General features: G+C 51.3%; 21 protein-coding genes, 1 tRNA gene, 1 other RNA gene and 1 riboswitch. Of the genes, 14 read left to right on the forward strand and 9 right to left on the reverse strand.

Going from position 1 to position 21,912, the window contains the following annotated elements:
- Window positions 1-12: 12 nt before the first annotated feature.
- From surE to dnaX, 4 genes are read right to left on the reverse strand one after another with little or no spacing between them, the layout of a single operon-like run.
- Complete coding sequence (gene surE / locus QUE66_RS05445; RefSeq protein WP_286223070.1) at window positions 13-798, reverse strand: 5'/3'-nucleotidase SurE; 786 nt, start codon at window positions 796-798, stop codon at window positions 13-15.
- 20 nt (window positions 799-818) lie between these two features.
- On the reverse strand, window positions 819-1,451 hold the full coding sequence (gene recR, locus QUE66_RS05450) for a recombination mediator RecR (protein ID WP_286223071.1): 633 nt from the start codon (window positions 1,449-1,451) through the stop codon (window positions 819-821).
- A gap of 6 nt (window positions 1,452-1,457) precedes the next feature.
- On the reverse strand, window positions 1,458-1,781 hold the full coding sequence (locus tag QUE66_RS05455; RefSeq protein WP_286223072.1) for a YbaB/EbfC family nucleoid-associated protein: 324 nt from the start codon (window positions 1,779-1,781) through the stop codon (window positions 1,458-1,460).
- Between the two features lie 23 nt (window positions 1,782-1,804).
- On the reverse strand, window positions 1,805-3,469 hold the full coding sequence (gene dnaX / locus QUE66_RS05460) for a DNA polymerase III subunit gamma/tau (RefSeq protein ID WP_286223073.1): 1,665 nt from the start codon (window positions 3,467-3,469) through the stop codon (window positions 1,805-1,807).
- A gap of 33 nt (window positions 3,470-3,502) precedes the next feature.
- Between dnaX and ffs the strand changes: the two genes are divergently transcribed.
- Window positions 3,503-3,600, forward strand: an RNA gene (gene ffs, locus QUE66_RS05465) — signal recognition particle sRNA small type.
- A gap of 313 nt (window positions 3,601-3,913) precedes the next feature.
- Here the strand turns inward: ffs and QUE66_RS05470 are convergent.
- Entirely contained in the window at window positions 3,914-4,396 is a 483-nt protein-coding gene (locus tag QUE66_RS05470; protein ID WP_286223074.1) for a TlpA family protein disulfide reductase, read from the reverse strand.
- Window positions 4,397-4,526: 130 nt separating this feature from the next.
- Here QUE66_RS05470 and QUE66_RS05475 point away from each other — a divergent pair, with 130 nt between their 5' ends.
- Genes QUE66_RS05475 through QUE66_RS05485 form a run of 3 tightly spaced genes read left to right on the forward strand, consistent with a single transcriptional unit; the run spans window position 4,527 to window position 6,349 of the window.
- Window positions 4,527-5,504 carry a helix-turn-helix transcriptional regulator gene (locus tag QUE66_RS05475; protein ID WP_286223075.1) on the forward strand — a complete coding sequence of 326 codons (978 nt, stop codon included), beginning with the start codon at window positions 4,527-4,529 and terminating at the stop codon, window positions 5,502-5,504.
- Window positions 5,505-5,549: 45 nt separating this feature from the next.
- Window positions 5,550-5,903 (forward strand): DUF6152 family protein, encoded by a 354-nt coding sequence (locus QUE66_RS05480; RefSeq protein WP_286223076.1) that lies wholly within the window; start codon window positions 5,550-5,552, stop codon window positions 5,901-5,903.
- Window positions 5,903-6,349 (forward strand): hypothetical protein, encoded by a 447-nt coding sequence (locus tag QUE66_RS05485; RefSeq protein WP_286223077.1) that lies wholly within the window; start codon window positions 5,903-5,905, stop codon window positions 6,347-6,349. Before QUE66_RS05480 ends, QUE66_RS05485 begins: the two co-directional genes overlap by 1 nt.
- Window positions 6,350-6,355: 6 nt before the next feature.
- On the opposite strand, the gene QUE66_RS05490 is transcribed toward QUE66_RS05485, so the two are convergent.
- From QUE66_RS05490 to QUE66_RS05500, 3 genes are read right to left on the reverse strand one after another with little or no spacing between them, the layout of a single operon-like run.
- A complete protein-coding gene (locus QUE66_RS05490) occupies window positions 6,356-7,423 on the reverse strand; it encodes a Rossmann-fold NAD(P)-binding domain-containing protein (RefSeq protein WP_286223078.1) in 1,068 nt (355 codons plus the stop codon).
- Window positions 7,424-7,427: 4 nt separating this feature from the next.
- Entirely contained in the window at window positions 7,428-9,791 is a 2,364-nt protein-coding gene (gene parC / locus QUE66_RS05495; RefSeq protein ID WP_286223079.1) for a DNA topoisomerase IV subunit A, read from the reverse strand.
- Window positions 9,792-9,799: 8 nt separating this feature from the next.
- Window positions 9,800-11,788 carry a DNA topoisomerase IV subunit B gene (locus QUE66_RS05500; RefSeq protein WP_286223080.1) on the reverse strand — a complete coding sequence of 663 codons (1,989 nt, stop codon included), beginning with the start codon at window positions 11,786-11,788 and terminating at the stop codon, window positions 9,800-9,802.
- Between the two features lie 59 nt (window positions 11,789-11,847).
- Between QUE66_RS05500 and QUE66_RS05505 the strand changes: the two genes are divergently transcribed.
- From QUE66_RS05505 to QUE66_RS05550, 10 genes are all read left to right on the forward strand, one after another.
- Window positions 11,848-13,065 (forward strand): CaiB/BaiF CoA transferase family protein, encoded by a 1,218-nt coding sequence (locus QUE66_RS05505; RefSeq protein ID WP_286223081.1) that lies wholly within the window; start codon window positions 11,848-11,850, stop codon window positions 13,063-13,065.
- Window positions 13,062-14,285: an MFS transporter gene (locus tag QUE66_RS05510; protein ID WP_458574870.1), complete on the forward strand. Its 1,224-nt coding sequence runs from the start codon at window positions 13,062-13,064 to the stop codon at window positions 14,283-14,285. Before QUE66_RS05505 ends, QUE66_RS05510 begins: the two co-directional genes overlap by 4 nt.
- A 51-nt stretch (window positions 14,286-14,336) precedes the next feature.
- Complete coding sequence (locus tag QUE66_RS05515; protein WP_286223082.1) at window positions 14,337-14,495, forward strand: hypothetical protein; 159 nt, start codon at window positions 14,337-14,339, stop codon at window positions 14,493-14,495.
- Window positions 14,496-14,501: 6 nt separating this feature from the next.
- Window positions 14,502-14,576 (forward strand) — tRNA-Arg (locus tag QUE66_RS05520).
- A gap of 235 nt (window positions 14,577-14,811) precedes the next feature.
- A complete protein-coding gene (locus QUE66_RS05525; RefSeq protein ID WP_286223083.1) occupies window positions 14,812-15,636 on the forward strand; it encodes an NUDIX hydrolase in 825 nt (274 codons plus the stop codon).
- Window positions 15,637-15,684: 48 nt separating this feature from the next.
- Window positions 15,685-15,781, forward strand: a riboswitch (TPP riboswitch).
- Between the two features lie 41 nt (window positions 15,782-15,822).
- Window positions 15,823-17,724, forward strand: a complete 1,902-nt coding sequence (gene thiC / locus QUE66_RS05530; protein ID WP_286223084.1) for a phosphomethylpyrimidine synthase ThiC — start codon at window positions 15,823-15,825, stop codon at window positions 17,722-17,724.
- A gap of 8 nt (window positions 17,725-17,732) precedes the next feature.
- A complete protein-coding gene (locus tag QUE66_RS05535; RefSeq protein ID WP_286223085.1) occupies window positions 17,733-18,848 on the forward strand; it encodes an FAD-dependent oxidoreductase in 1,116 nt (371 codons plus the stop codon).
- Complete coding sequence (thiS, locus tag QUE66_RS05540; protein ID WP_353506761.1) at window positions 18,845-19,045, forward strand: sulfur carrier protein ThiS; 201 nt, start codon at window positions 18,845-18,847, stop codon at window positions 19,043-19,045. The genes QUE66_RS05535 and thiS overlap by 4 nt, the downstream gene beginning before the upstream one ends.
- A gap of 18 nt (window positions 19,046-19,063) precedes the next feature.
- A complete protein-coding gene (locus QUE66_RS05545) occupies window positions 19,064-19,876 on the forward strand; it encodes a thiazole synthase (RefSeq protein ID WP_286224895.1) in 813 nt (270 codons plus the stop codon).
- A 9-nt stretch (window positions 19,877-19,885) separates the two neighbouring features.
- Window positions 19,886-20,815, forward strand: coding sequence for a thiamine phosphate synthase (locus QUE66_RS05550; protein ID WP_286223086.1), 930 nt, complete (start codon window positions 19,886-19,888; stop codon window positions 20,813-20,815).
- Window positions 20,816-20,820: 5 nt separating this feature from the next.
- Here the strand turns inward: QUE66_RS05550 and thiD are convergent, their stop codons facing one another.
- On the reverse strand, window positions 20,821-21,696 hold the full coding sequence (gene thiD / locus QUE66_RS05555; protein WP_286223087.1) for a bifunctional hydroxymethylpyrimidine kinase/phosphomethylpyrimidine kinase: 876 nt from the start codon (window positions 21,694-21,696) through the stop codon (window positions 20,821-20,823).
- Between the last annotated feature and the right edge of the window lie 216 nt (window positions 21,697-21,912).

Here is a 21,912-nt window from a genome sequence, read left to right on the forward strand (position 1 = left end):
GCTCGGCCGCTTTCATCCGCGGTCCCAGCCAGAAGCACGCATACTCGCTTGGCGCGCATGGTGCGTGAGATCGAGTTGCATCGGCGTAATTGAGATACATCCTTCATTGATCGCATGAAAATCCGTCCCGGGGGAGATATCACGCGCTTCGCCTGCGGGACCAATCCAATAAATGTTCTCACCACGAGGATTTTGTTGCACGATCACGGGTTGCGAGTGATGGCGTGTTCCTAAGCGCGTCACCCGCCAGCGTTTGAGCTGCTCATAATGGCCATTGGGAATATTGACGTTTAGTAAGGTGGCGATGCCATCGACCCGCTCCATCGGCTCTTGCAGAGCCTGGGTCACGATGTCACGCGCTGCCTTTGCAGCATCCTCAATTTGAGCCCAACCACGGTCCACTTGTGAGAACGCAATGCCTGGCACCCCAAACATCACACCTTCAATCGCAGCGGCAACGGTACCTGAGTACAGGACATCCTCGCCCATGTTCTCGCCTTGATTAATTCCTGAGACCACCAAATCAGGTTTACTCTCCAAAAATCCGGTCATGGCCATGTGCACACAGTCGGTGGGCGTGCCATTTACAAATAGAAATCCATCGCGCTCACCACCGGCGACCCGATGAATACTCAAGGGTCGTGAGAGCGTGAGCGAGTTCGATGCGCCACTGTGGTTTTGCTCCGGTGCCACAATCGTTAACTTGCCTAAGGGGCGAAGTGCATTAACCAAAGCGAGTAAGCCAGGAGCTAAATAGCCATCGTCATTACTCACTAAGATGTGTGGGACTTTACTCATAGATACTTTCGTTGATTGTTTTAGCTGATGGAGCGGCGATCGAGTAAGGCGCGTGCTAAGGTGCCAGCATCCACATACTCCAACTCGCCACCCACCGGAATGCCGCGGGCAATGCGGGTTGCTTTGATGCCTTTGATCTTTAAGACCTCGCCAATGTAATGCGCGGTGGCCTCACCCTCGCTCGTGAAGTTGGTAGCCAGCACCACTTCACGTACGGGTCCACCAAACTCTGGTTTCTCAATCCGATCAAGTAAGCGATCAAAATGAATCTCATTGGGGCCCATACCATCCAGTGGTGAGATACGCCCCATCAGAACGAAGTACTGACCCTTAAAGCTCATGGTTTGCTCAACCATCACTTGGTCTGCCGGGGTCTCCACCACGCACAATAAGGCGGGGTCGCGACGTGAATCGCTGCAGGTTGTACAAAGCTCGAGTTCAGTAAAGGTATTGCAACGCTGACAATGGCCGATGGACTCGACTGCCTCACCCAATGACTGAGCTAAGACAGCCGCGCCATTACGATCATGTTGCAGCAGATAATACGCCATGCGTTGCGCTGATTTGGGGCCAACGCCAGGCAAGACCCGCAGAGCCTCCACCAAACGACTAAGTGCGTCTTGAGGCTCGTTTGGCGCTTTGGTCCGGCTCATCCGACTTTAGAACGGTAACTTAAATCCGGGAGGCATGGGCATACCAGCGGTCGCTCCCGACATGAGCGCTTGGCTAGCTGCTTCAGCCTGCTTGAATGCATCGGTATACGCAGTGACCACCAGATCTTCGAGCATCTCGCGATCATCCATTGCTGCCGGATCAATTTGCACCCGCTTCATCTCATACTTGCCAGTAATCGTGACCTTCACCATGCCGCCAGCGGCTTGGCCCGTGAGCTCCAAGGCATTGAGCTCCTCTTGGGCGCGCTTCATCTTCTCTTGCATTTGCTGGGCTTGCTTCATTAAACCCGCAATTTGACCTTTCATCATGGTGTGCTTCTCCGCTATTGAAATTAATTAATAGGACGAACTGAGCCCGAGACCACTTTGGCTCCGAACTCACGCTCCAGCTCTTTTAGGAATGGGTCTTCAGCAATTTGCTCTTCGGCATTGAGTTTTTTCTCTTCGTAAATTTGGGCATCTACTTTAGCAATCGTGTGATTAGCCTTACCCTCACCCAATTGCAGCTTCACAGGTTTACCGTACTGCGCCCGGAGGGTCTCCCCAAAACGGGCTAACGCATCATCAGTCGCCAGTTGGGGCATCGCAGTCGTCAGAGTAATAAAGAGTGTCGTTGGGGTGTCGCGCCACTCCACCAGTTCGGTTTGGTGAGCGAGTTGTTGCAAGAGTCCTCGCAATGGCAAATTACGTACCATCGCATGCCAATCGGGTTTGATCTCACTATTGAGGTTCGGCGTATGGGTTGCGGTTTCGGGTGCAGTATTTGTAACAGTACTCGCAACAGTCTTTGCAACCGGCTTTGCTTCTACTGACTTGTTTGCGGGAGCGGTTGATTTAGGAGTAGCTTGCGTAGCAGGCTTTGGTATGCTGTTCGCTGTTACTGAAGTACTACCACTGCCACCGGGTTTGAAGGCTAACATTCGTAGAAGCGCCATCGCAAATCCAGCTTGCTCGTCGGGAGCTAATGACAAATCGGCCCGGCTGGTAATGGCGATCTGATAAAAGAGTTGGGTCTCTTCGGGAGTAAACGCCTTCGCAAGCCTACGAATCTCATTTGCCTCAGGCCAATCGTCTAATACGGAGTCAGGCACGATCTGGGCTGTGGCTATTTTGTGTAAGAGACTGGCTAGATCTTGCAATGCTAAGGAGAAGGACATACTGCGCAGACCCATTTCTTCCGCAATATCGTTTAAGGTCTTGCCATCTTTATTCTGTAGAGCATCTAAGATCTTGATGAGATAGGTCTCATCAATCGTGCCCAACATGGTGCGGACTGCGGCCTCTGTGACCGGCCCTGCGGCATAGGCAATTGCTTGGTCGGTAAGCGATAGTGCATCGCGCATGGATCCCTGGGCCGCTTTTGCAATCACACGCAAGGCATTCGGTTCAGCAGTCACTGACTCCGAACCCAGAATCTGCTGCAAGTGCTCTACGATCAAAGGGACTGGCATTTGCTTAAGATTGAACTGCAAGCAGCGAGAGAGCACGGTGACCGGTACCTTTTGGGGATCGGTGGTTGCCAAGATGAACTTCACATGCGGCGGTGGCTCTTCCAGGGTCTTGAGCATGGCATTAAAGGCATGCGTGGAGAGCATATGCACCTCGTCGATCATGTAGACCTTAAAGCGTGCACTACTGGGTGCATAAGCAGCTTTCTCTAATAGAGAGACCATCTCATCCACACCACGATTACTCGCCGCATCCATCTCGATGTAATCAACAAAACGTCCGGCATCAATCTCGGTGCAGGCTTGGCATTGGCCACAAGGTTCTGAGGTCATTTGCCCTTTGCCATCCACTCCGGTGCAATTAAGGGCTTTGGCCATAATGCGAGAGATGGTGGTCTTACCGACTCCACGGGTGCCCGTGAATAACCATGCATGGTGTAAGCGGCCTTGATCCAAGGCGTGGGTTAAGGCTTTCACTACGTGATCCTGACCCACCAGTTCAGTGAACGTTTTAGGGCGCCATTTACGAGCCAGTGCAAGTGCAGTCATGGACTCAATTCTAACAAGGCTACAATAAGAATGGACGGGCCTCCTCGCATGGTGGCTTGGCAACCTGGTCAGGTCGGGAACGAAGCAGCCATACCCAAATACTATCAGTGCCGAGGGTCGGGCTCGTCCTTATTTCCTAGTGATGCAAATGAATCGATCGTTTAGCTATTTGCTAAATAATCCTAGAAATATCCCAAGTAAACTTTTGAAGGTCAAATAGGCAATTCCTAGGATTGTGATTGCCATGAGCAAGCGAGAGCCAAACTCAATACGGAATATTTTGGCTCGATTGTGAGTAAGTTCGATTAAAAACACCATTTTGAATACCTAACCTTTGGGATTTAATAATCACTAGATTATTTGTATGCATTTGGTTTGTGAAGAAGGTTGGGCCTAAACGTTTGTAATCACAACGGAAGTAGTACGTATGTATTACTTGATTAATTATTGAACTTTTGCAAAGCGCTTAAGGTCTGCATACTCTTCAGGAAATATCTCCCCGATTTCACGGTAGATCACTTTGTTGTTCTTATCCAAAATGATAAGAATTGGTATGCCTTTGACCTTCCCCATTGATTTTTGCAGTTCTGGGGTCATCATGGCTGCCGGGAATGTGTACTTATTGTTTTCCATGTATTGCTTGGCAAGCAATGGGTTCTTATCAATGGAGATGGTGATGACATTGAGTGAGTTAGGTGGCAGATCTTTGTAGAGTTTTTCTAAATAAGCATTTTGCTTCTTACAAAATGGGCACCAGGTAGCCCAAACCTGAATTAAGGTGTTCTTGGTGTTGTTAGCCGGTATGGCATACGGAGTGCTATTGAGTGTTTGCAGTTGCCCCAACTCAATGGTTTGGCCAACTGTCAGTGCCAGAGCCATGCCCGGAATGAGCATGAGGCACACGAATAGAAGTCGAATGATTTTCATACCCTAATCCTAACTGAAGTGCTTGGGATCTGGGGCCGGTATGTGGCGTCATTGACTTACCTTGATCTGGCTCATATAGTGAGCCTTTTATGGCCCATGCTGTTGCCTATGTTGTTATGGGAGATTGCTTATGAGCGATATGGAGCGCTTGCACAAGATTAAGTACATGATCCAGAGTCGGAGCTGCGTGCCGATTGAGGATTTTTTGAGCGGCTTAGAAATCTCGCGCGCAACCTTCAAACGCGATCTTGACTATCTGCGTGATCGTATGAACGCACCAATTGTCTACGACCGCGCCATGGGCGGTTATCGCTTTGATAAGCCCAATGCCGGCGATAAGTTTGAGTTACCCGGCTTGTGGTTCTCAGAAAAAGAGGCGACTGCCCTCGTTCTCATGCAACACCTCTTATCCAATCTAGATACCAATGGCTTACTAAGCCCTCATATTGCGCCCCTCATGAACATCATTGATGGTATCTTGGGTCAGTCTGAGATCTCTGCAAAAGAGTTACGTAAACGCATTAAGGTTTTTGGTGTTTCAGCCCGCAAGAATGTGCTCGAGAACTTTGAAGAAGTCGGTATCTCACTCCTAAAACGCCAGCGCTTACACCTGTCCTATTACTCCAAGGGTAAGGATGAATCAACCGAGCGTGATGTATCACCGCAGCGCTTAATTTTCTATCGAGATAACTGGTACCTCGATGCGTATTGCCATCTCCGCAAAGGCCTGCGTAGTTTTGCCATGGATGGCATTCAAACAGCGCATGTTTTGGATGAAAAAGCCATCGATGTCTCTGAAAAAGAATTACAAGAAAACTTTGCTGAAAGTTATGGCATCTTCTCTGGCAAAGCGACGCAACGTGCCAAATTACGCTTTACTCCTGAGAAAGCCCGCTGGGTTGCCGCAGAGACCTGGCACGGTCAGCAGGTGAGCAGCTTCGATAAAGAAGGTAATTACCTTCTTGAGTTTGATTACAACCAAGATCCTGAGCTTGTGATGGAGATCATGAAGCATGGGGATGGTGTTGAGGTCCTGGCACCTGCTAGTTTGCGCAAACGCGTTGCCGAGGAGCTTCTAAAGGCTGCCAAGCGCTATCAGTCATTGTGATGCGCGCCATCTCACCATACAATCAATTAACCGAACGAGGTGAATATGATCACAATCATTAAACGAATCATTCTGAGCTGCTTATTATTCAATCTTGGTCTTGCTCATGCCCATCACGGCTGGTCTGAATATGATCAGACCAAGACCGTGAAGCTCACTGGCACGATTACTCAAAGTGCTTATGAGCATCCGCATGGAGTAATTAAATTAAGTGCCGATGGTAAGTCGTGGACGATTGTGCTTGCCCCACCCTTTCGAATGGAAAACCGGGGCTTGAGCAAGAGTGATATTGCCAACGGTTCGCAAGTCACGGTTGAGGGCTATATCAATCGCAGCCAACCCGATGAACTGCGTGCTGAGCGCATCACTGCTGGCACAAAAACGGTTGAACTGCGTTAATGAGTAGTCCTATCATGGCCTTGGAGGGCTTATGGCTAGCCCAGGCCATGAAGCACTCGAGTTGGCTCTATCCCACGGTTGAGACCATGCACATCTGGGGCATTGGCATGCTCTTTGGAAGTGTGGTCATCATGGATTTACGGGTCCTGGGTTTTGGTAACAAACTCAATCTATCGGATCTATCTCGCTTGGGGATCTTAGTGGCCTTCCTCGGGTTTGGCCTAGCGGTTCTCACCGGATCGCTGATGTTTATTACTCAAGCCTCTGAGCTCATTGGTTCACGCTTATTTATTCTGAAGATGTGCCTCATCTTCTTGTTGCTCGCCAATGCCATGATTCTGCGCATGCGCACCATCACCAATGGGGTGAGTAAAGCCCAAGCCCTTCTCTCACTCGCCGGTTGGGCGAGTGTGATTGGGATGGGACGTTGGTTGGCTTATATCTAGAACCTACTAGGTCGAGAGCTTCTGACGATTCGCCTCGAGACGGCGATCCACAAGCGCTACCTGAGCATCAATTGCCGGATGACTCATGCCCTTTGATCTGGCAATGAGTTGCACTAACTTATCAGCGCGCTCAATGTAAGGGGCGCCATTCTGCAAAGCACGCGCTGCAGATGCAGGCCTTGAGAGTGACTGGGCTGCAGCGGCATACTTCTCGAAGGGAACCAAGTCGGCTGGGTTGGAACCTAATTTGATACACAAATCGACCACAAAGTTATAGACCGAGCGTGATTCATCAAGGTTGGCGTGAACGGCGTCCTGAGTATTGCGCATACCATCAGCAGTTACACATCGATAGTTACCAGCCAATAACATCGCCCACTTCGCTAAGGGCACAAATAGTGAGTCATGAACCTTCAATTTCACGGGTAGCTCAATGGGTCCCTCTGGCGTTGCAAAGCGGGCATTGGCCACATCGGTTTCCAGCTGACGCAAGATTTGGTTGTATGCGTCATTATTAAAGGTGGCGCATTTGAAGTTCGTTGGCAAGGTCACCTGCAGAACATTGGCTGGTTCGCCTGGCGGACGGATCGCCTGAGGGTCGGGGCTATTTAATGTAACGTTGTTCGGATCAAAGCTATCCCATACACGTGCATCGGTGTAAGCAGCCTCTAGCGCCTCATAATCCAGTCCAGGAATACGCTTCATGTAGGGCAATGGCGGCATGTTCATAATCGACATACACGGTATTCCAGAACGACCGATCGCTGCCATCAACTCACGTACACCGGGTGAGCGATATTGAGGCTCTTGCATACACAGCCCCACCAAATCATATTGGCTCACGTCGACTGTTTCTGCAGGTCCAGCACTCACCGAGCCAGGCAATTGTTGTGAGTTGAGAAGAATGGGCTCAGCACGCCCCCGAATGGGTAAACGGACTTTGAACCCTTCGGCATTGATGAGCTTTGCCTCTTCGGGCAAACACACCAAGTGAATGTGATGACCGCCATAGAGTAATTTAGATGCTAGGAGGGAGCCATAAGAGGCTCCTAGTAATAAGATTTTGTAAGGCATGGTTTTAATTGTTGATTGCTTTTAATCGTGCTTCTTTGAGTCGCGGATCCACTAAATGACCTTTGCGGGCACGATTGCCTGCGAAGCCCTTTAGTGTTTTAGCGTCCAGCAGTGTATCAGTGGGTTTACCAGCGCGTCCTAACCCGCTGTAACTTATCCCTGCTGAACCAAAGGTAATTGCGCAACGCAAATGCTCCTTAACATCCAGTCCCATCAAGATCACACCCTTACCACCAGTCGGCAAGCGTTTGAGCTCATCGAGTGGGAACACTAAGAGTCGGCCGTTCTCCGATAAACATGCCACTTGACGCATACCCTCGCTCACCCTTGCAGCACCAAGAGGTGCATCACCAGGGGTTTTCTTATCCAGACCCACAAAGGATTTACCCGCTTTATTGCGAGTGATCATGTCTGCCACATTCGCCAAGAATCCATTACCGCCTTTGGTGGAGATCAACACCAGATCATCGGCGTGACCTGCGTAGTAAGCAACCATTTGTGAGCCTGGCGCGAGATTGACATAGCTCGTAAGTGGTGAACCATCGCCTCGTGCGCCGGGCAACTCACTCACGGCAACCGTATAGACTCGACCGTCACTACCAAAGCCAAGCATTTGATCGACAGTGCGGCACTCAAAGGTATCGTAGAGTGCATCACCCGCTTTGAAGGTGAACTGTTGGGGATCATGCTCGTGACCCTGGCGGACTCGCACCCAACCCTTTTGGGATACGATCACGGTTACTGGCTCATCAATCACCTTGACCTCGGCCACCGCCCGTTCATCTTCTTTCATGAGGGTGCGACGCGCATCACCAAACTCTTTAGCATCACTCTCAATTTCTTTGATGATGTGTTTGCGCAATGCCGACTCGTTACTGAGTAACTCATCAAGCTCTGCCTTTTGCCCTTTGAGCTCTTTAAGCTCCTGCTCAATCTTGATCCCCTCCAAGCGTGCCAGCTGGCGCAAACGAATCTCTAATATATCTTCGGCCTGACGCTCGGTGAGCTTAAAGGCCTTCATCAAATCGGGTTTTGGCTCATCGCTATTGCGAATCAGCTTAATGACCTTATCAATGTTTAGAAAGACAATCTTGCGCCCTTCCAAGATATGCATCCGGTCTTTGACCTTCCCCAAGCGATGCTGGGTACGGCGAGTGACGGTCTGCACGCGAAACTCAATCCACTCGGTGAGGATCTCTTTTAATCCCTTTTGACGGGGTCGGCCGTCATTCCCAATCATCACCAAATTAATTGAGGCATTGGACTCGAGTGAGGTATGCGCAAGTAGTAAGGTGATGAACTCATTCGGTTCAACATTCTTACTCTTTGGCTCGAACACCAAACGTACCGGGGACTCACGGCTCGATTCATCGCGCACGCTATCTAAGACATTCAAAATGGTTTGCTTGAGATTGTTTTGCTCGGTGGTCAGTGATTTCTTGCCCAGCTTCACCTTGGGATTGGTGAGCTCCTCGATCTCTTGCAAGACGCGTTGCGCTGAGGTCGCGGGTGGTAACTCATTAACCACCACTTGCCATTGCCCACGTGCGAGTTCTTCAATGGTCCAGCGTGCGCGCACCTTGACCGAGCCACGCCCACCCTCATAGATCTGGGCGATCTCACTAGCCGGCGAGATGATTTGTCCACCTCCTGGAAAATCCGGGCCTGGAATGTGTTTGAGTAAATCGTCCAAACTGGTTTTGGGAGACTTCATGAGCGCTACTGCAGCACTTGCCACCTCCCGTAAGTTATGCGATGGAATCTCGGTCGCCATACCCACGGCAATGCCAGAGGCGCCATTGAGCAAGACAAATGGCAGACGTGCTGGGAGTAATTTAGGTTCTTTAAACGAACCATCGTAGTTGGGAACAAAATCAATCGTACCCTCATCAATCTCAGAGAGCAGCAGGCTCGCAATCTTAGTCAAGCGTGCTTCGGTGTAGCGCATCGCCGCAGCCCCATCACCATCGCGCGAGCCAAAGTTACCTTGGCCATCAATTAATGGGTAGCGTAAGGAGAAATCCTGTGCCAAGCGCACCAGGGCATCGTAGGCCGATTGATCACCATGGGGATGGAACTTACCCAAGACATCGCCGACCACGCGCGCACTCTTAACTGGCTTCGCATCGGCACGCAAGCCCATCTCGTTCATCGCAAACAAAATACGACGTTGTACTGGCTTTTGCCCATCGGCGACTTCGGGTAATGCCCGCCCTTTGACCACACTAATCGCGTAATCAAGGTACGCACGCTCAGCGTAGATGCCTAAGGATAAGAACTCCTCTGGGTTAGCCGTATTTGCTTTGGGCCGCTCTTGAGTAAAGAGATCCCCCTGCTCAGGAGTTGCTTTCTTATTTTTAGTCGCCATGCTGTGTCCTAAATGTCGGCTTCTACTTCATTACCGCGCTCTTCTAACCAATCGCGGCGCGCGCCAGATTCTGCTTTGCCCATCAACATATCCATGGTCTTAATGGTCTCGCTCTCGCTCATCTCGCCCAAGGTCACCGGCAAGAGACGTCGGGTATCAGGATTCAAGGTGGTATCCCACAGTTGCTCAGCACTCATCTCACCTAAGCCCTTAAAGCGCGAGATTTGCCAGGCGCCCTCGCGCACACCGTCTTTGCGCAGCTTATCTTCAATGGCAGTTAGTTCGCCCTCATCGAGTGCGTAGATCTTCTGTGCGGGCTTCTTGCCACGCGCAGGTGCATCAACGCGATACAGTGGTGGTCGCGCAATATACACATGACCGTTCTCGACCAAGCGTGGGAAATGTTTATAAAAGAGTGTGAGCAGCAGTACCTGAATATGCGAGCCATCCACATCGGCGTCTGACAAGATACAAATCTTGCCGTAGCGTAAGTTCCCTAAGTTGGGCTCATCATTAGGCCCATGGGGATCAACCCCAATGGCTACTGCGATATCGTGTACTTCGTTATTGGCAAAGAGCCGATCGCGCTCGGTCTCCCAAGTATTGAGGACCTTCCCTCGCAAAGGCAAAATCGCTTGATATTCTTTATTGCGCCCCATCTTGGCCGAACCACCGGCGGAGTCGCCCTCCACTAAGAAGATCTCATTTAAAAGAATATCTTCACTCTCGCAATCGGTGAGCTTGCCAGGCAGTACCGCGACACCCGAGGATTTTTTCTTTTCCACCTTTTGCCCAGCGCGGGTGCGCGCTTGTGCTTGTTTAATGACGAGCTCTGCAAGTGCTTTGCCGTAATCAACGTGCTGGTTAAGCCACAGCTCAAGAGCGGATTTCACAAAGCCAGAGACCAAGCGCACGGCATCACGGGAGTTCAGGCGCTCTTTAATCTGTCCTTGGAACTGGGGATCCAACACTTTGGCAGACAAAATAAATGAGGCCCTAGCAAATACGTCCTCAGGCATGAGCTTCACTCCCTTGGGTTGCAAGGCATGGATCTCAACAAAACTTTTGACCGCATTAAAGAGTCCTTCGCGCAAACCACTCTCATGCGTACCACCCGCTGGGGTTGGGATGAGGTTCACATAACTCTCGCGCACCGGTGCTCCCTCTTCGGTCCAACTCACGACCCAAGCGGCACCCTCACCTTCGGCAAAGGCTTCTTCATCGCCTGCGCCACTGGCGTAATGCTCACCCTCAAATGCAGGAATCACTGGGGCACTATGACCACCTTGTGCCAAGGCTTCATCGAGGTAACCTTTTAGTCCTTGGGTGTAGAGCCAGGATTGGCTTTGACCGTTTTTCTCGTGCACGAGCGTGACCTTGACGCCCGGCAAGAGCACTGCCTTAGAGCGCAAGAGGCGCTCGAGATCAGCCATGGGAATGGTGGCACTATCAAAGTATTTTGGATTCGGCCAAACGCGCACTTTGGTGCCATGCGCTTTATCGCCTTTGGTTGCTGCTTTGGATTTAAGTTTCTCGATCACATCACCATCAGCAAAGGTGATGTTGGAGACCTGTTGCTCACGCCACACGGTCACCTCTAAGCGTTTAGCGAGCGCGTTCGTAACCGACACACCCACACCATGCAAGCCACCTGAGAATGCATAAGCACCGCCACTACCCTTCTCAAACTTGCCACCGGCATGCAATTGGGTAAAGACGATTTCAACGACGGGTTTTTTCTCTTGCGGGTGCATCCCAACTGGAATACCGCGGCCATCGTCTTCAACACTCACACTACCGTCGGTATGTAAGGTCACCACCACTTCTTTGCCGTAACCACCGAGTGCTTCGTCTGAGGCGTTATCCAAGACCTCCTGAATGATATGCAGGGGATTATCGGTGCGGGTGTACATACCCGGGCGCTGACGCACTGGCTCCAAGCCCTTTAAGACTTTGATGGAGGATTCGCTGTATTGGGATGGTTTACGGGTTGCCATGCGCAGAAATTGTAGTCATATCCCAAAGGCGTGTGACAAAAGCATGGGAAAATAAGCCTATGGGAGCTTTAAGTCATATTCGCGTATTAGATCTGAGCCGGGTATTAGCGGGTCCGTGGTGTGCTCAAAACTTAGCTGATTTGGGTGCTCAGGTGATTAAAGTGGAGCGCCCGGGCGCAGGTGACGATACCCGCCATTGGGGCCCTCCCTTTGCTAAAGACCCAAATGGTCAGGACACCACCGAGTCAGCGTATTACATCTCGATTAATCGTAATAAGAAATCCATCACGCTCGATATCAGTACCTCTGAGGGTCAAGCGATTGTGCGTGATTTGGTCAAGACCTCCGATGTGGTGATCGAGAACTACAAGGTGGGTCAGCTAGCGAAGTACGGTCTTGACTATCAATCCTTATGTGCGATCAAGCCCAATCTCATTTATTGCTCGATCACTGGCTTTGGTCAAACCGGTCCCTATCAACATCGCCCTGGCTATGACTTTATCTTGCAAGGCATGGGTGGCTTTATGAGCATTACCGGTGAAGCGGATCATTTACCCGGTGGTGGTCCTCAAAAGGCTGGGGTTGCGATCGTGGATTTATTTACAGGGATGTATGCCAGCTCCGCCATCCTTGCGGCGGTGATTCATCGCGATCGCAGCGGTGAAGGTCAATACATTGATATGGCTCTCCTCGATACTCAGGTAGCAATGCTTGCAAATATTTCTAGTAATTATTTATGCAGCGGGATCTCGCCGCATCGCTGGGGCAATGCTCACCCTAATGTGGTGCCTTATCAAACCTTTCAGACATCGGATAGCTGGATCATTGTGGCAGTTGGTAACGATAGCCAGTTTCGTAACTTCGTGAAGGTCGGCAATCGCGAGGCTCTTGCTGACGACGTGCGCTTTGCAACAAACCCAGCGCGCATTGAGCACCGCACTGCATTAATCCCACTGTTAGCCGAGATGGTGAAGGAGAAGACCAAGGCGCAGTGGATTTCTTTATTGGAGACGGCAGGTGTGCCTTGCGGGCCCATTAATAATTTGCAAGAGGTGTTTGAGAACGAGCAAGTCATCTCGCGTGGCATTGAGATGCGCGTGCCCCACCCAACCGCCGGCACCATGAAATTGGTTGCGAGTCCGATGCGTCTCTCCAAAACCCCGGTGGAGGTGCGCATGCCACCGCCGCTGTTGGGACAACACACCGATGAGGTCTTACGCGAACTGGGTATGAGTGAAGAGCAAATTAGCGAGTTATATCAGAAAGGCATTGTGTGACCCAACGCGCGCCCAGCCTATCGATGCTTCAAGTGCTGATCTTTGGCAGCCTAATGGTCACCCTCTCCATGGGCATTCGTCATGGCTTTGGTCTCTTTAATATGCCCATTACCTCCGCCAACGGTTGGGGCCGTGAGACCTTTGCATTAGCGATTGCACTCCAGAACCTCATTTGGGGATTTGCACAACCCGTCGCTGGTGCGCTTGCCGATCGCTATGGACCATTCAAGATCATGATTCTGGGTGGATTCTTATATGCCGTGGGTCTGATTGGGATGGCGCTCACTAATGATCCCTTGTTATTTCATTTGGCGGGCGGTCTATCGATTGGTATTGGTCTAGCGGCGACAACCTACAGTGTGGTGTACGGCATTATTGGTCGCAATGTATCGCCTCAAAAACGCGTCTGGGCGATGGGTGTTACGGCAGCGGCAGGCTCCTTCGGTCAGTTTTTGATGATGCCGCTTGAGCAAGGCTTGATTAGCAACTTTGGAGCCAACGAAGCACTCATCTATTTAGGGCTCATGGCCTCACTCATGATCCCCATTGCATTTTTCTTACGCGAGACCGGTTTTGAGCCCAATCAAGCGGGTGATCAAACCATCCGACAGGCTCTTAACGAAGCGATTGGTAATCGCAACTTTCGTTTCTTGATGATGGGTTACTTTGTGTGCGGCTTTCAGGTGATCTTTATTACGGTTCACCTCGCGCCCTATCTCAAGGACATGTCAGCGATTTATCCGGGCATCAACGGTGCGACTGTGGCAACCACCGCCTTGGCCTTGATTGGTTTATTTAATGTGATTGGCACCTACTACGCTGGGGTCTTGGGTGAACGCTTTCCTAAACGATTTTTACTCTCGGGTATTTACTTCACACGCTCGCTAGCGATTGCCCTCTTTTTATTGTTACCCCTCTCCTCGATGAGCACCTATGTATTTGCTGCCGTGATGGGGGTACTTTGGCTCTCGACCATTCCGCTCACGAATGCGATCGTCGCTCAGATTTTTGGGGTCAAGTACCTCACCATGCTCTCGGGGGTGGTGTTCTTCTCCCATCAATTAGGGAGCTTTTGTGGTGCCTACTTTGGTGGCTACCTCTACGATCTCACCGGCTCTTATCAGATCGTATGGGGCATTGCCATGGCCCTCGGGGTCTTTGCCGGTCTGATTAATTTACCGATCCGCGAGGAACCCTTACAGCGCCCAGCAAGCGCGTGAGGCGGTAGAGTTTCTGTAGCGATGGCCACTTGCTTTCGGTAGAATGCATTCATGAGCCAATCCGCATCAATGACTTCAACTCTGACCAGAAAGAAGATTGCTCTCTATGCAGTTGTTGTGATTCTTCTAATGCTGGTCTTTGCGCTCTACTTCATTCCAGAAGTTGTGATTGGTTTAGCTGAGCAAGCATGGGCCCTGTGTGGCTGGTAATCTTCTCCCGCTGTAGCACAATGGATAGTGCAATCGCCTCCTAAGCGATAGATCCAGGTTCGACTCCTGGCAGGGGGACCAAATTTATTCATAACGCATTGATTGTTGAATTAGGAAAACTACTGAGCTGATTCAATCTCAATGTGTCACGCAATTGTTACGTCTTTAAATTCATGAGCGATCGATTGGTGATGAAGTTATCCACAGCGTATGTGGACAAATCGATAAAAATTTTCCTAAGTGCTGATTTTTAAACGAGTGAGCTGGCATGCTCAAAAATTGAGCATGGTCGACATAGTTCGCTTACACTTGATTCATGTCAACAATTCCTGTAAGCACACTCGCCGCTCTCGAAGAAATGTTGCAAAACGCGAGTTGTCATCTACCACACGCGTGCCTGCCGATTCTGTTGGGTGAGCGCACTGTTGGTCACCTCGTCCCTGAATTCACCCCCTTCGTGATCGAGAGTTTGCAACGCGAGCCAATTGCCCATCTGAATGTCAGTGCGCGTGGTTTGTCTTTGGCAGCAGTTCCTCCTGCCCACCTCAGTGCCAGTTTGCGCGTCTTGGCGATGAGGATGCGTGACGCTGGCTTGATCCCTGCGTGGCGCAATGAAGAGTTTGCATTCTATGGCGCTGATGGTCATGAGTACTTTCGGGTTGAGCGCGCGGCGTTTCGTAGTCTTGGGGTACAAAGTCAGGCAGCGCACATCAATGGCGTAAGCGCCAATGGCCAACTCTGGGTAGGACGGCGCAGCGAGAGTAAGCAAATTGATCCCGGCAAACTCGATAACCTCGCCGCTGGGGGCATTAGCGCCTCCGAGACCGTGGTGCATTGCGCGATTCGGGAGCTTTGGGAAGAAGCAGGCATTCCCGAGCCGATCGCCAGTGCCATTACTCCAGCAGGCTGGCTACTCATTAGCCGCCCTCACCCACCGCATGGGATCCACCATGAAAGCCTCTTCATCTTTGATCTTGAGCTCCCTAATCATCTAATCCCCGTCAACCACGATGGCGAGGTCAGTGGCTTTATCCAACTGGATCTCGCGGAGGCTGCCGCCCGCATCCTGGCCGATGAGTTCACGACCGATGCGGCCCTGGTCACTGCCGACTTGATATTGCGCCGCAACCGGATGGCTTGATGAAGCTCAAGGATGGGCTTGGGGGATTCGTGGTTAAATAGGGTCACAAGGATGAAACAGGGGTGCCCCCACTGCGGTGGTGCTGAGAAAGACCCTCGAACCCGATCCAGGTAATGCTGGCGTGGGGAGTTCCATCAAACCGGCACCCGGTTTCGTCCACTCTATGAATATTGCGAGGAGATGGACATGAGCGTTAGCACCGAGAATCAAAAGAAGGCCAAACCTGAGATCCCCAGTCTGAAGAGTTTGGAGCGTGACTTTGGGCAAAAGTTTGCCTATCCGGCTTCCACCAAAACCTATTTGCAAGGATCGCGCCCCGACGTGAAGGCACCGATTCGGGTGATTGAGCAGTTACCGACCAAAACCGGTGAGACCGAGACTCCTAATCCGCCGATTCCGGTGTATGACACCTCAGGTCCCTACAGCGATCCCGATATCGTCATCAATTTAGAAAAAGGTCTACCCAAATTACGTAGTCAATGGATTGGTGAGCGCGGTGATACCGAGCAACTCGCTGGCCCCTCCTCCGAATACGGTGTGGCCCGCGCACACGATCCAGCCACCGCGCATTTGCGCTTCTCACACATTGCTGCGCCTCGGGTTGCCAAGTCCGGTGCGAACGTCAGTCAAATGCATTACGCCCGCAAAGGCATCATCACCCCTGAAATGGAATACGTCGCTCTGCGCGAGTCCATGGGTCTTGAGAAACTTCGCCAAGATCCACGCTATCAACAGATCCTCAAGCAGCACCCTGGCAAATCCTTTGGTGCGAATATTCCGGATGTGATTACTCCAGAGTTTGTACGCTCGGAGATTGCTGCAGGTCGCGCCATCATCCCCGCCAACATCAACCATCCAGAGCTCGAGCCCATGATCATTGGCCGTAACTTCCGTGTGAAGATCAATGGCAATTTGGGTAACTCCGCCGTGACCTCCTCGATTAATGAAGAGGTCGAGAAAATGGTCTGGGCAATCCGTTGGGGTGCCGACACCATCATGGATCTCTCTACCGGTAAGCATATTCATGAAACGCGCGAGTGGATTATTCGGAACTCGCCAGTGCCAATTGGTACGGTACCGATTTATCAAGCACTCGATAAGACCGGTGGAATTGCCGAAGACCTTACCTGGGAAATGTTCCGTGACACCTTGGTGGAGCAAGCCGAGCAAGGCGTGGATTACTTTACGATCCATGCAGGCGTATTGCTGCGTTATGTACCACTCACTGCCGATCGCATTACCGGCATTGTCTCCCGCGGTGGCTCGATCATGGCCAAGTGGTGCTTAGCGCATCACAAAGAGAACTTCCTCTACACCCACTTTGATGAGATCTGCGAGATCATGAAAGCCTATGACGTGTCATTTAGTCTTGGCGATGGTTTGCGTCCAGGTTGCATCGCAGACTCCAATGACGCCGCTCAGTTTGGTGAGTTGCATACTTTAGGTGAACTTACCGCTAAGGCCTGGAAGCACGATGTGCAAGTAATGATTGAGGGTCCTGGTCACGTTCCAATGCAACGCATTGAAGAGAACATGACCGAAGAACTCAAGCATTGCCTTGAGGCCCCCTTCTACACCCTAGGACCCTTGATTACTGATATTGCTCCTGGCTACGATCACATCACCAGTGGTGTGGGCGCTGCGCAGATTGGTTGGTACGGCACGGCGATGCTCTGCTATGTAACTCCCAAAGAACATTTGGGTCTTCCCGATAAAGAGGACGTGCGCGAGGGCATCATTACCTACAAGATCGCTGCCCATGGCGCTGACCTTGCGAAGGGCTTTCCGGGTGCGCAATTGCGCGATAACGCTCTCTCCAAAGCACGTTTTGAGTTCCGCTGGGAAGATCAGTTCAATCTAGGCTTGGATCCCGAGCGTGCGCGTGAGTACCACGATGCCACCCTACCAGCCGAGGGTGCCAAGATTGCGCACTTCTGTTCAATGTGCGGTCCCAAGTTCTGCTCGATGAAGATCACCCAAGACGTGCGTGATTACGCCGCGAGCCTCAAAGAAGGTGTTGATCCTGCCAAGGGTATGGAAGAGAAATCGATCGAGTTCCGCAAACGCGGCAGTGAGATCTATCAGTAGGTCTTGCAATGAGTATGTCGTACGCCATCGTCGGTGCCGGCCTCATGGGTCGGATGATGGCGTATGCCCTCACCAAATCGGGTGCACGCGTTGAATTGTTTGAGCGCAGTGGCCCCGATGCGGAACACTCCGCTGCACGGGTTGCCGCTTCGATGTTGGCCCCTCTTGCCGAATCAGCGATTACCGAAGCACCGGTGGTGCGCATGGGGCTGTATGGGCTTGATCGCTGGAAGCAACTCATTACTGAACTAAATACCCAAGTATCGCAACAGACCTACTTTCAGCAAGACGGCACCCTTGTTCTGTGGCATCGCCTTGATGCCCCGGAGGCGCAACGCTTTGCTGAACATCTTGAGCGTAATGTGCGCATGAACCCAGCTCTGGCGACACCCTGGCATCTTGATAGCAAGGCACTCACCGAGCTTGAGCCTGCCGTAGCGGAGCGCTTTACCCAAGGTCTCTTTTTGCCTCGCGAGGGCCAGCTCGATAATCGTCAACTCTTAACTGGCTTACTTGAGTTCTTAATAAAAGCACAAGTGCCCATGCATTGGCATCGTGCGATGGAGCCCCATGAGCTACGAGGCCGTGGCTTTGACTGGGTGATTGACTGCCGGGGCTTAGGTGCCAAAGCCAGCTGGGCCGATACTCGTAATCCCCTGCGTGGAGTTCGAGGGGAAGTAATTCGGGTGCATGCCCCAGAGGTCAAGCTCAAGCGTCCTACACGCTTGATCCATCCCCGCTATCCCATCTACATTGCACCCAAAGAAAATGATCTGTATGTGATTGGCGCTACTGAAATTGAATCCGATGACCTATCGCCCGTGAGCGTGCGCTCTTCCATGGAATTACTCTCAGCGGCCTACTCGGTGCACTCCGGCTTTGCCGAGGCACGGATTGTGGAAGCGGCTACGCAATGTCGTCCAACGCTTAAAAATAATTTGCCGGAGATATGCATCCCTGAACCTGGGCTCATGCAAATCAATGGGCTCTATCGCCATGGTTATTTAATTGCGCCAGCAATGATGGATGCAGCAATACAACTTCTACGTGGTGAGAACCAAACGCTTGCCAAGCGCTTTGATTTGAAAATCCAGCAAGCTAGCTTGAGTGGATCCCTCGTATGATGCGCGTGCTCGTCAACCAACAGGTCCGTGAGCTTCCCCCTGCGAGCAAGGTTAGCGATCTCTTAACAGTGCTCGATGCCAAGCCACCGTATGCCGTGGCGGTTAATTTGCAGTTCGTTCCCAAATCACAGCATGCGGAGTATGTATTGCATGACAACGACTCCATTGAAATTATTTCACCGGTGACCGGTGGTTAAACTATTTATTTACACCTCATGACCGCTCCTTTGCCTACCCACCTCAACGATCCCCTCATTCTGTATGGGGAGTCATTTGCGAGTCGTTTGCTACTAGGTACCTCACGCTATCCCTCGCCTCAGGTACTAGAGACCGCGGTGCAACGTGCACGTCCCGCCATGATTACAGCGAGCTTGCGTCGTCAGGGCTCCGCTGCAACCGATGCGCATAGCGGTTTTTGGGAGCTCCTCAAGAAAATGGCGGTACCGGTATTACCCAATACTGCTGGGTGCCATAGCCCACAAGAGGTGATTACCACCGCGCAGATGGCGCGTGAGGTGTTTGAGACCAACTGGATTAAGTTAGAACTGATTGGAGATGATTACACCCTGCAACCGGATACCTTGCGCCTAGTGCAAACCGCCGAGCATCTCATCAAAGATGGGTTTAAGGTTCTGCCCTATTGCACCGAGGATCTCATTTTGTGTCAGCGCTTAGTCGATGTTGGTTGCCAAGCGGTCATGCCCTGGGCTGCACCGATTGGTACCGGTCAAGGGCCGCTTAATCCTTATGCGATGCGCTTACTACGCGAGCGTTTGTCGGTTCCCTTGCTTGTCGATGCGGGCTTAGGTCTACCGTCCCATGCCTGTACGGTGATGGAATGGGGCTTTGATGGTGTGCTACTGAATACGGCCGTAGCACTTGCCCAAGATCCTGTTGCGATGGCTCAAGCCTTTGCCAGCGCCGTTCATGCAGGTCGTCAGGCATTTTTATCGGGGGCGATGCAACCCCAGGATTCAGCGCAGGCGAGTACCCCATTGGTAGGCACTCCGTTTTGGCATCACGAATAGGAATCTAGTGTGAGTCATATTCGGGAGATGGCGAAGCAAATTGTGGCAGCGCATTGCCATCATGAGTTGTGCTTACCCTTGCCAAGCTTTAGTCCCGATCAACCACCGCCAACCATTAAGACCGAGACCAGCCAAGATCAATACGAACTTGCTGGTACGATTGCGGCGATTGAGATGGGTTTTATTGAGAGTGATGCACGCGTTTTAGGCAAAGCATGGTCACGTATGATCAAAGATGTAGGTGACTTTAATCCCAAACTCTGGCCCTCACGCCCAGAGTATTTTGAGATGTTGCCCTACTCGCGCAATTCGAATCCAAAAGCCTTTAAAGAGTGTCCCAAGCGTTTGGGTCTTTATGGGGTGTTCCCGGATGCGGATTGGATTAAGCGCATGGTCGATGCTGAGCTACCTACCGCACAGTTGCGATTTAAATCCGATGATGTAACCCAAATACGTTCACAAATCCGTGAGGCGGTTGCGGCAGTTAAAGGTAGCAAGACCCTCTTATTTATCAATGACCATTGGGAAGAAGCGATTGCAGCTGGCGCCTATGGAGTGCACTTGGGTCAGGAAGATTTAGTAAGCGCCAATTTGGATGCGATTCGTGAGGCAGGCCTGCGTTTGGGGCTGAGTACCCATGGCTACGCTGAGTTGGTGATTGCGGATCGCTATTGCCCAAGCTACATTGCCATGGGTGCGGTGTTCCCGACCAATCTAAAGAAGATGCCCACCGCACCTCAAGGCTTAGGACGCTTATACGCCTATGCCAAGCTGATGCAGCACTATCCACTCGTCGCGATTGGTGGCATTGATGAGGTAAGTATTCATGCGGTGGCACAAAGTGGTGTGGGATCGGTCGCAGTAGTACGCGCGATTGTGGCCAGCGATGATCCCAAAGCGGCGGTCAAGCGCTTACAAGAGCTCATGAAAACCAACTAAGCAAGCTATTGTTGGTCAGGTAGTTGGGTGGGATAGAAGTCGTGCATATGCCACAGCGGCCCGGGACCCTTACCAATTTCTAAACGCTGCCCTGCTTCAATTGCTGCACTCACAAATGATATTGCTTTCGCTACCGAGTGACTGAGATCATGCTTGTCAGCCAAGTAGGTTGCAATAGCACTTGAGAGTGAGCAGCCTGTGCCATGGGTGTTCACCGTCGGTATGCGTGGATGCTTAAACTCTTTATGAAACACCACTGGTACATCGTCTTTGCGATCATGCCAGATTAAATAGTCGACTAGCTCATTGGGCTCACCTTCCAGGTGTCCACCTTTGATCAAGACCGCGCGTGGGCCAAGGGCTAATAGTTCTTCAGCAGCTGTCTTGAATTGATCAACCGCCACAATCGGACGTCCCAATAAGATCGAAGCTTCATGTAAATTGGGGGTAATGATGGTGGCAAGTGGAAAGAGCTCGGTCACCATGGTGCGCGCTGTGTCGTCACCACCCAAACTGGCTCCAGAGGTAGCCCGCAAGACCGGATCCAATACGATTTTACGAATACCGTGCTTCTTGAGTGTAGTGGCCACCGTTTTTACAATGGCGGGGCTCGCCAGCATGCCGATCTTGACCACGTCCACACCAATATCAGTAACCACCGCATCAATTTGCGCCTCAATCACATCAAGGTCAATATCTTGGATACGGGTCACACCCATCGTGTTTTGTGCAGTAATTGCCGTAATGGCGGTCATTCCAAAGCCACCCAAAGCAGTAATCACCTTCAGATCGGCCTGAATGCCTGCGCCACCACCACTATCAGATCCCGCAATGCTTAATACCTTGGGGATCAGGATGGGGTTGGGTTTAGTGAGTTTCATGAAAAAGAAGTCCTCGGAATCTATTCGTTATAATAGCGTCTATTCCCTGATAGCTCAGTCGGTAGAGCGACGGACTGTTAACTTCCAGTAAACAGTTTTTCTCCAAAATCAAATCCCAAAAAATCCTTATTTTATATGCCTTTGCGGGCGATTCTTAATGTGCTTTGTCAATTGCACAGTTATTGCACAATTACTATATCGGTCGCTCAACCTAAA

It is taken from the genome of Polynucleobacter sp. HIN6 (genome assembly GCF_030297575.1).
In the GTDB taxonomy this organism is placed as follows: Bacteria; Pseudomonadota; Gammaproteobacteria; order Burkholderiales; family Burkholderiaceae; genus Polynucleobacter.

What these genes read in the sequence shown, in the direction of transcription:
- thiC (WP_286223084.1), top strand. Translation starts at nt 15,823, where the DNA reads ATGAGCGTTAGCACCGAGAATCAAAAGAAGGCCAAACCTGAGATCCCC.
- thiS (WP_353506761.1), top strand. Translation starts at nt 18,845, where the DNA reads ATGATGCGCGTGCTCGTCAACCAACAGGTCCGTGAGCTTCCCCCTGCG.
- QUE66_RS05535 (WP_286223085.1), top strand. Translation starts at nt 17,733, where the DNA reads ATGAGTATGTCGTACGCCATCGTCGGTGCCGGCCTCATGGGTCGGATG.
- QUE66_RS05480 (WP_286223076.1), top strand. Translation starts at nt 5,550, where the DNA reads ATGATCACAATCATTAAACGAATCATTCTGAGCTGCTTATTATTCAAT.
- parC (WP_286223079.1), bottom strand. Translation starts at nt 9,791, where the DNA reads ATGGCGACTAAAAATAAGAAAGCAACTCCTGAGCAGGGGGATCTCTTT.
- QUE66_RS05475 (WP_286223075.1), top strand. Translation starts at nt 4,527, where the DNA reads ATGAGCGATATGGAGCGCTTGCACAAGATTAAGTACATGATCCAGAGT.
- QUE66_RS05455 (WP_286223072.1), bottom strand. Translation starts at nt 1,781, where the DNA reads ATGATGAAAGGTCAAATTGCGGGTTTAATGAAGCAAGCCCAGCAAATG.
- QUE66_RS05515 (WP_286223082.1), top strand. Translation starts at nt 14,337, where the DNA reads ATGAGCCAATCCGCATCAATGACTTCAACTCTGACCAGAAAGAAGATT.
- dnaX (WP_286223073.1), bottom strand. Translation starts at nt 3,469, where the DNA reads ATGACTGCACTTGCACTGGCTCGTAAATGGCGCCCTAAAACGTTCACT.
- thiD (WP_286223087.1), bottom strand. Translation starts at nt 21,696, where the DNA reads ATGAAACTCACTAAACCCAACCCCATCCTGATCCCCAAGGTATTAAGC.
- recR (WP_286223071.1), bottom strand. Translation starts at nt 1,451, where the DNA reads ATGAGCCGGACCAAAGCGCCAAACGAGCCTCAAGACGCACTTAGTCGT.
- QUE66_RS05470 (WP_286223074.1), bottom strand. Translation starts at nt 4,396, where the DNA reads ATGAAAATCATTCGACTTCTATTCGTGTGCCTCATGCTCATTCCGGGC.
- QUE66_RS05485 (WP_286223077.1), top strand. Translation starts at nt 5,903, where the DNA reads ATGAGTAGTCCTATCATGGCCTTGGAGGGCTTATGGCTAGCCCAGGCC.
- QUE66_RS05545 (WP_286224895.1), top strand. Translation starts at nt 19,064, where the DNA reads ATGACCGCTCCTTTGCCTACCCACCTCAACGATCCCCTCATTCTGTAT.
- QUE66_RS05490 (WP_286223078.1), bottom strand. Translation starts at nt 7,423, where the DNA reads ATGCCTTACAAAATCTTATTACTAGGAGCCTCTTATGGCTCCCTCCTA.
- QUE66_RS05505 (WP_286223081.1), top strand. Translation starts at nt 11,848, where the DNA reads ATGGGAGCTTTAAGTCATATTCGCGTATTAGATCTGAGCCGGGTATTA.
- QUE66_RS05525 (WP_286223083.1), top strand. Translation starts at nt 14,812, where the DNA reads ATGTCAACAATTCCTGTAAGCACACTCGCCGCTCTCGAAGAAATGTTG.
- surE (WP_286223070.1), bottom strand. Translation starts at nt 798, where the DNA reads ATGAGTAAAGTCCCACACATCTTAGTGAGTAATGACGATGGCTATTTA.
- QUE66_RS05500 (WP_286223080.1), bottom strand. Translation starts at nt 11,788, where the DNA reads ATGGCAACCCGTAAACCATCCCAATACAGCGAATCCTCCATCAAAGTC.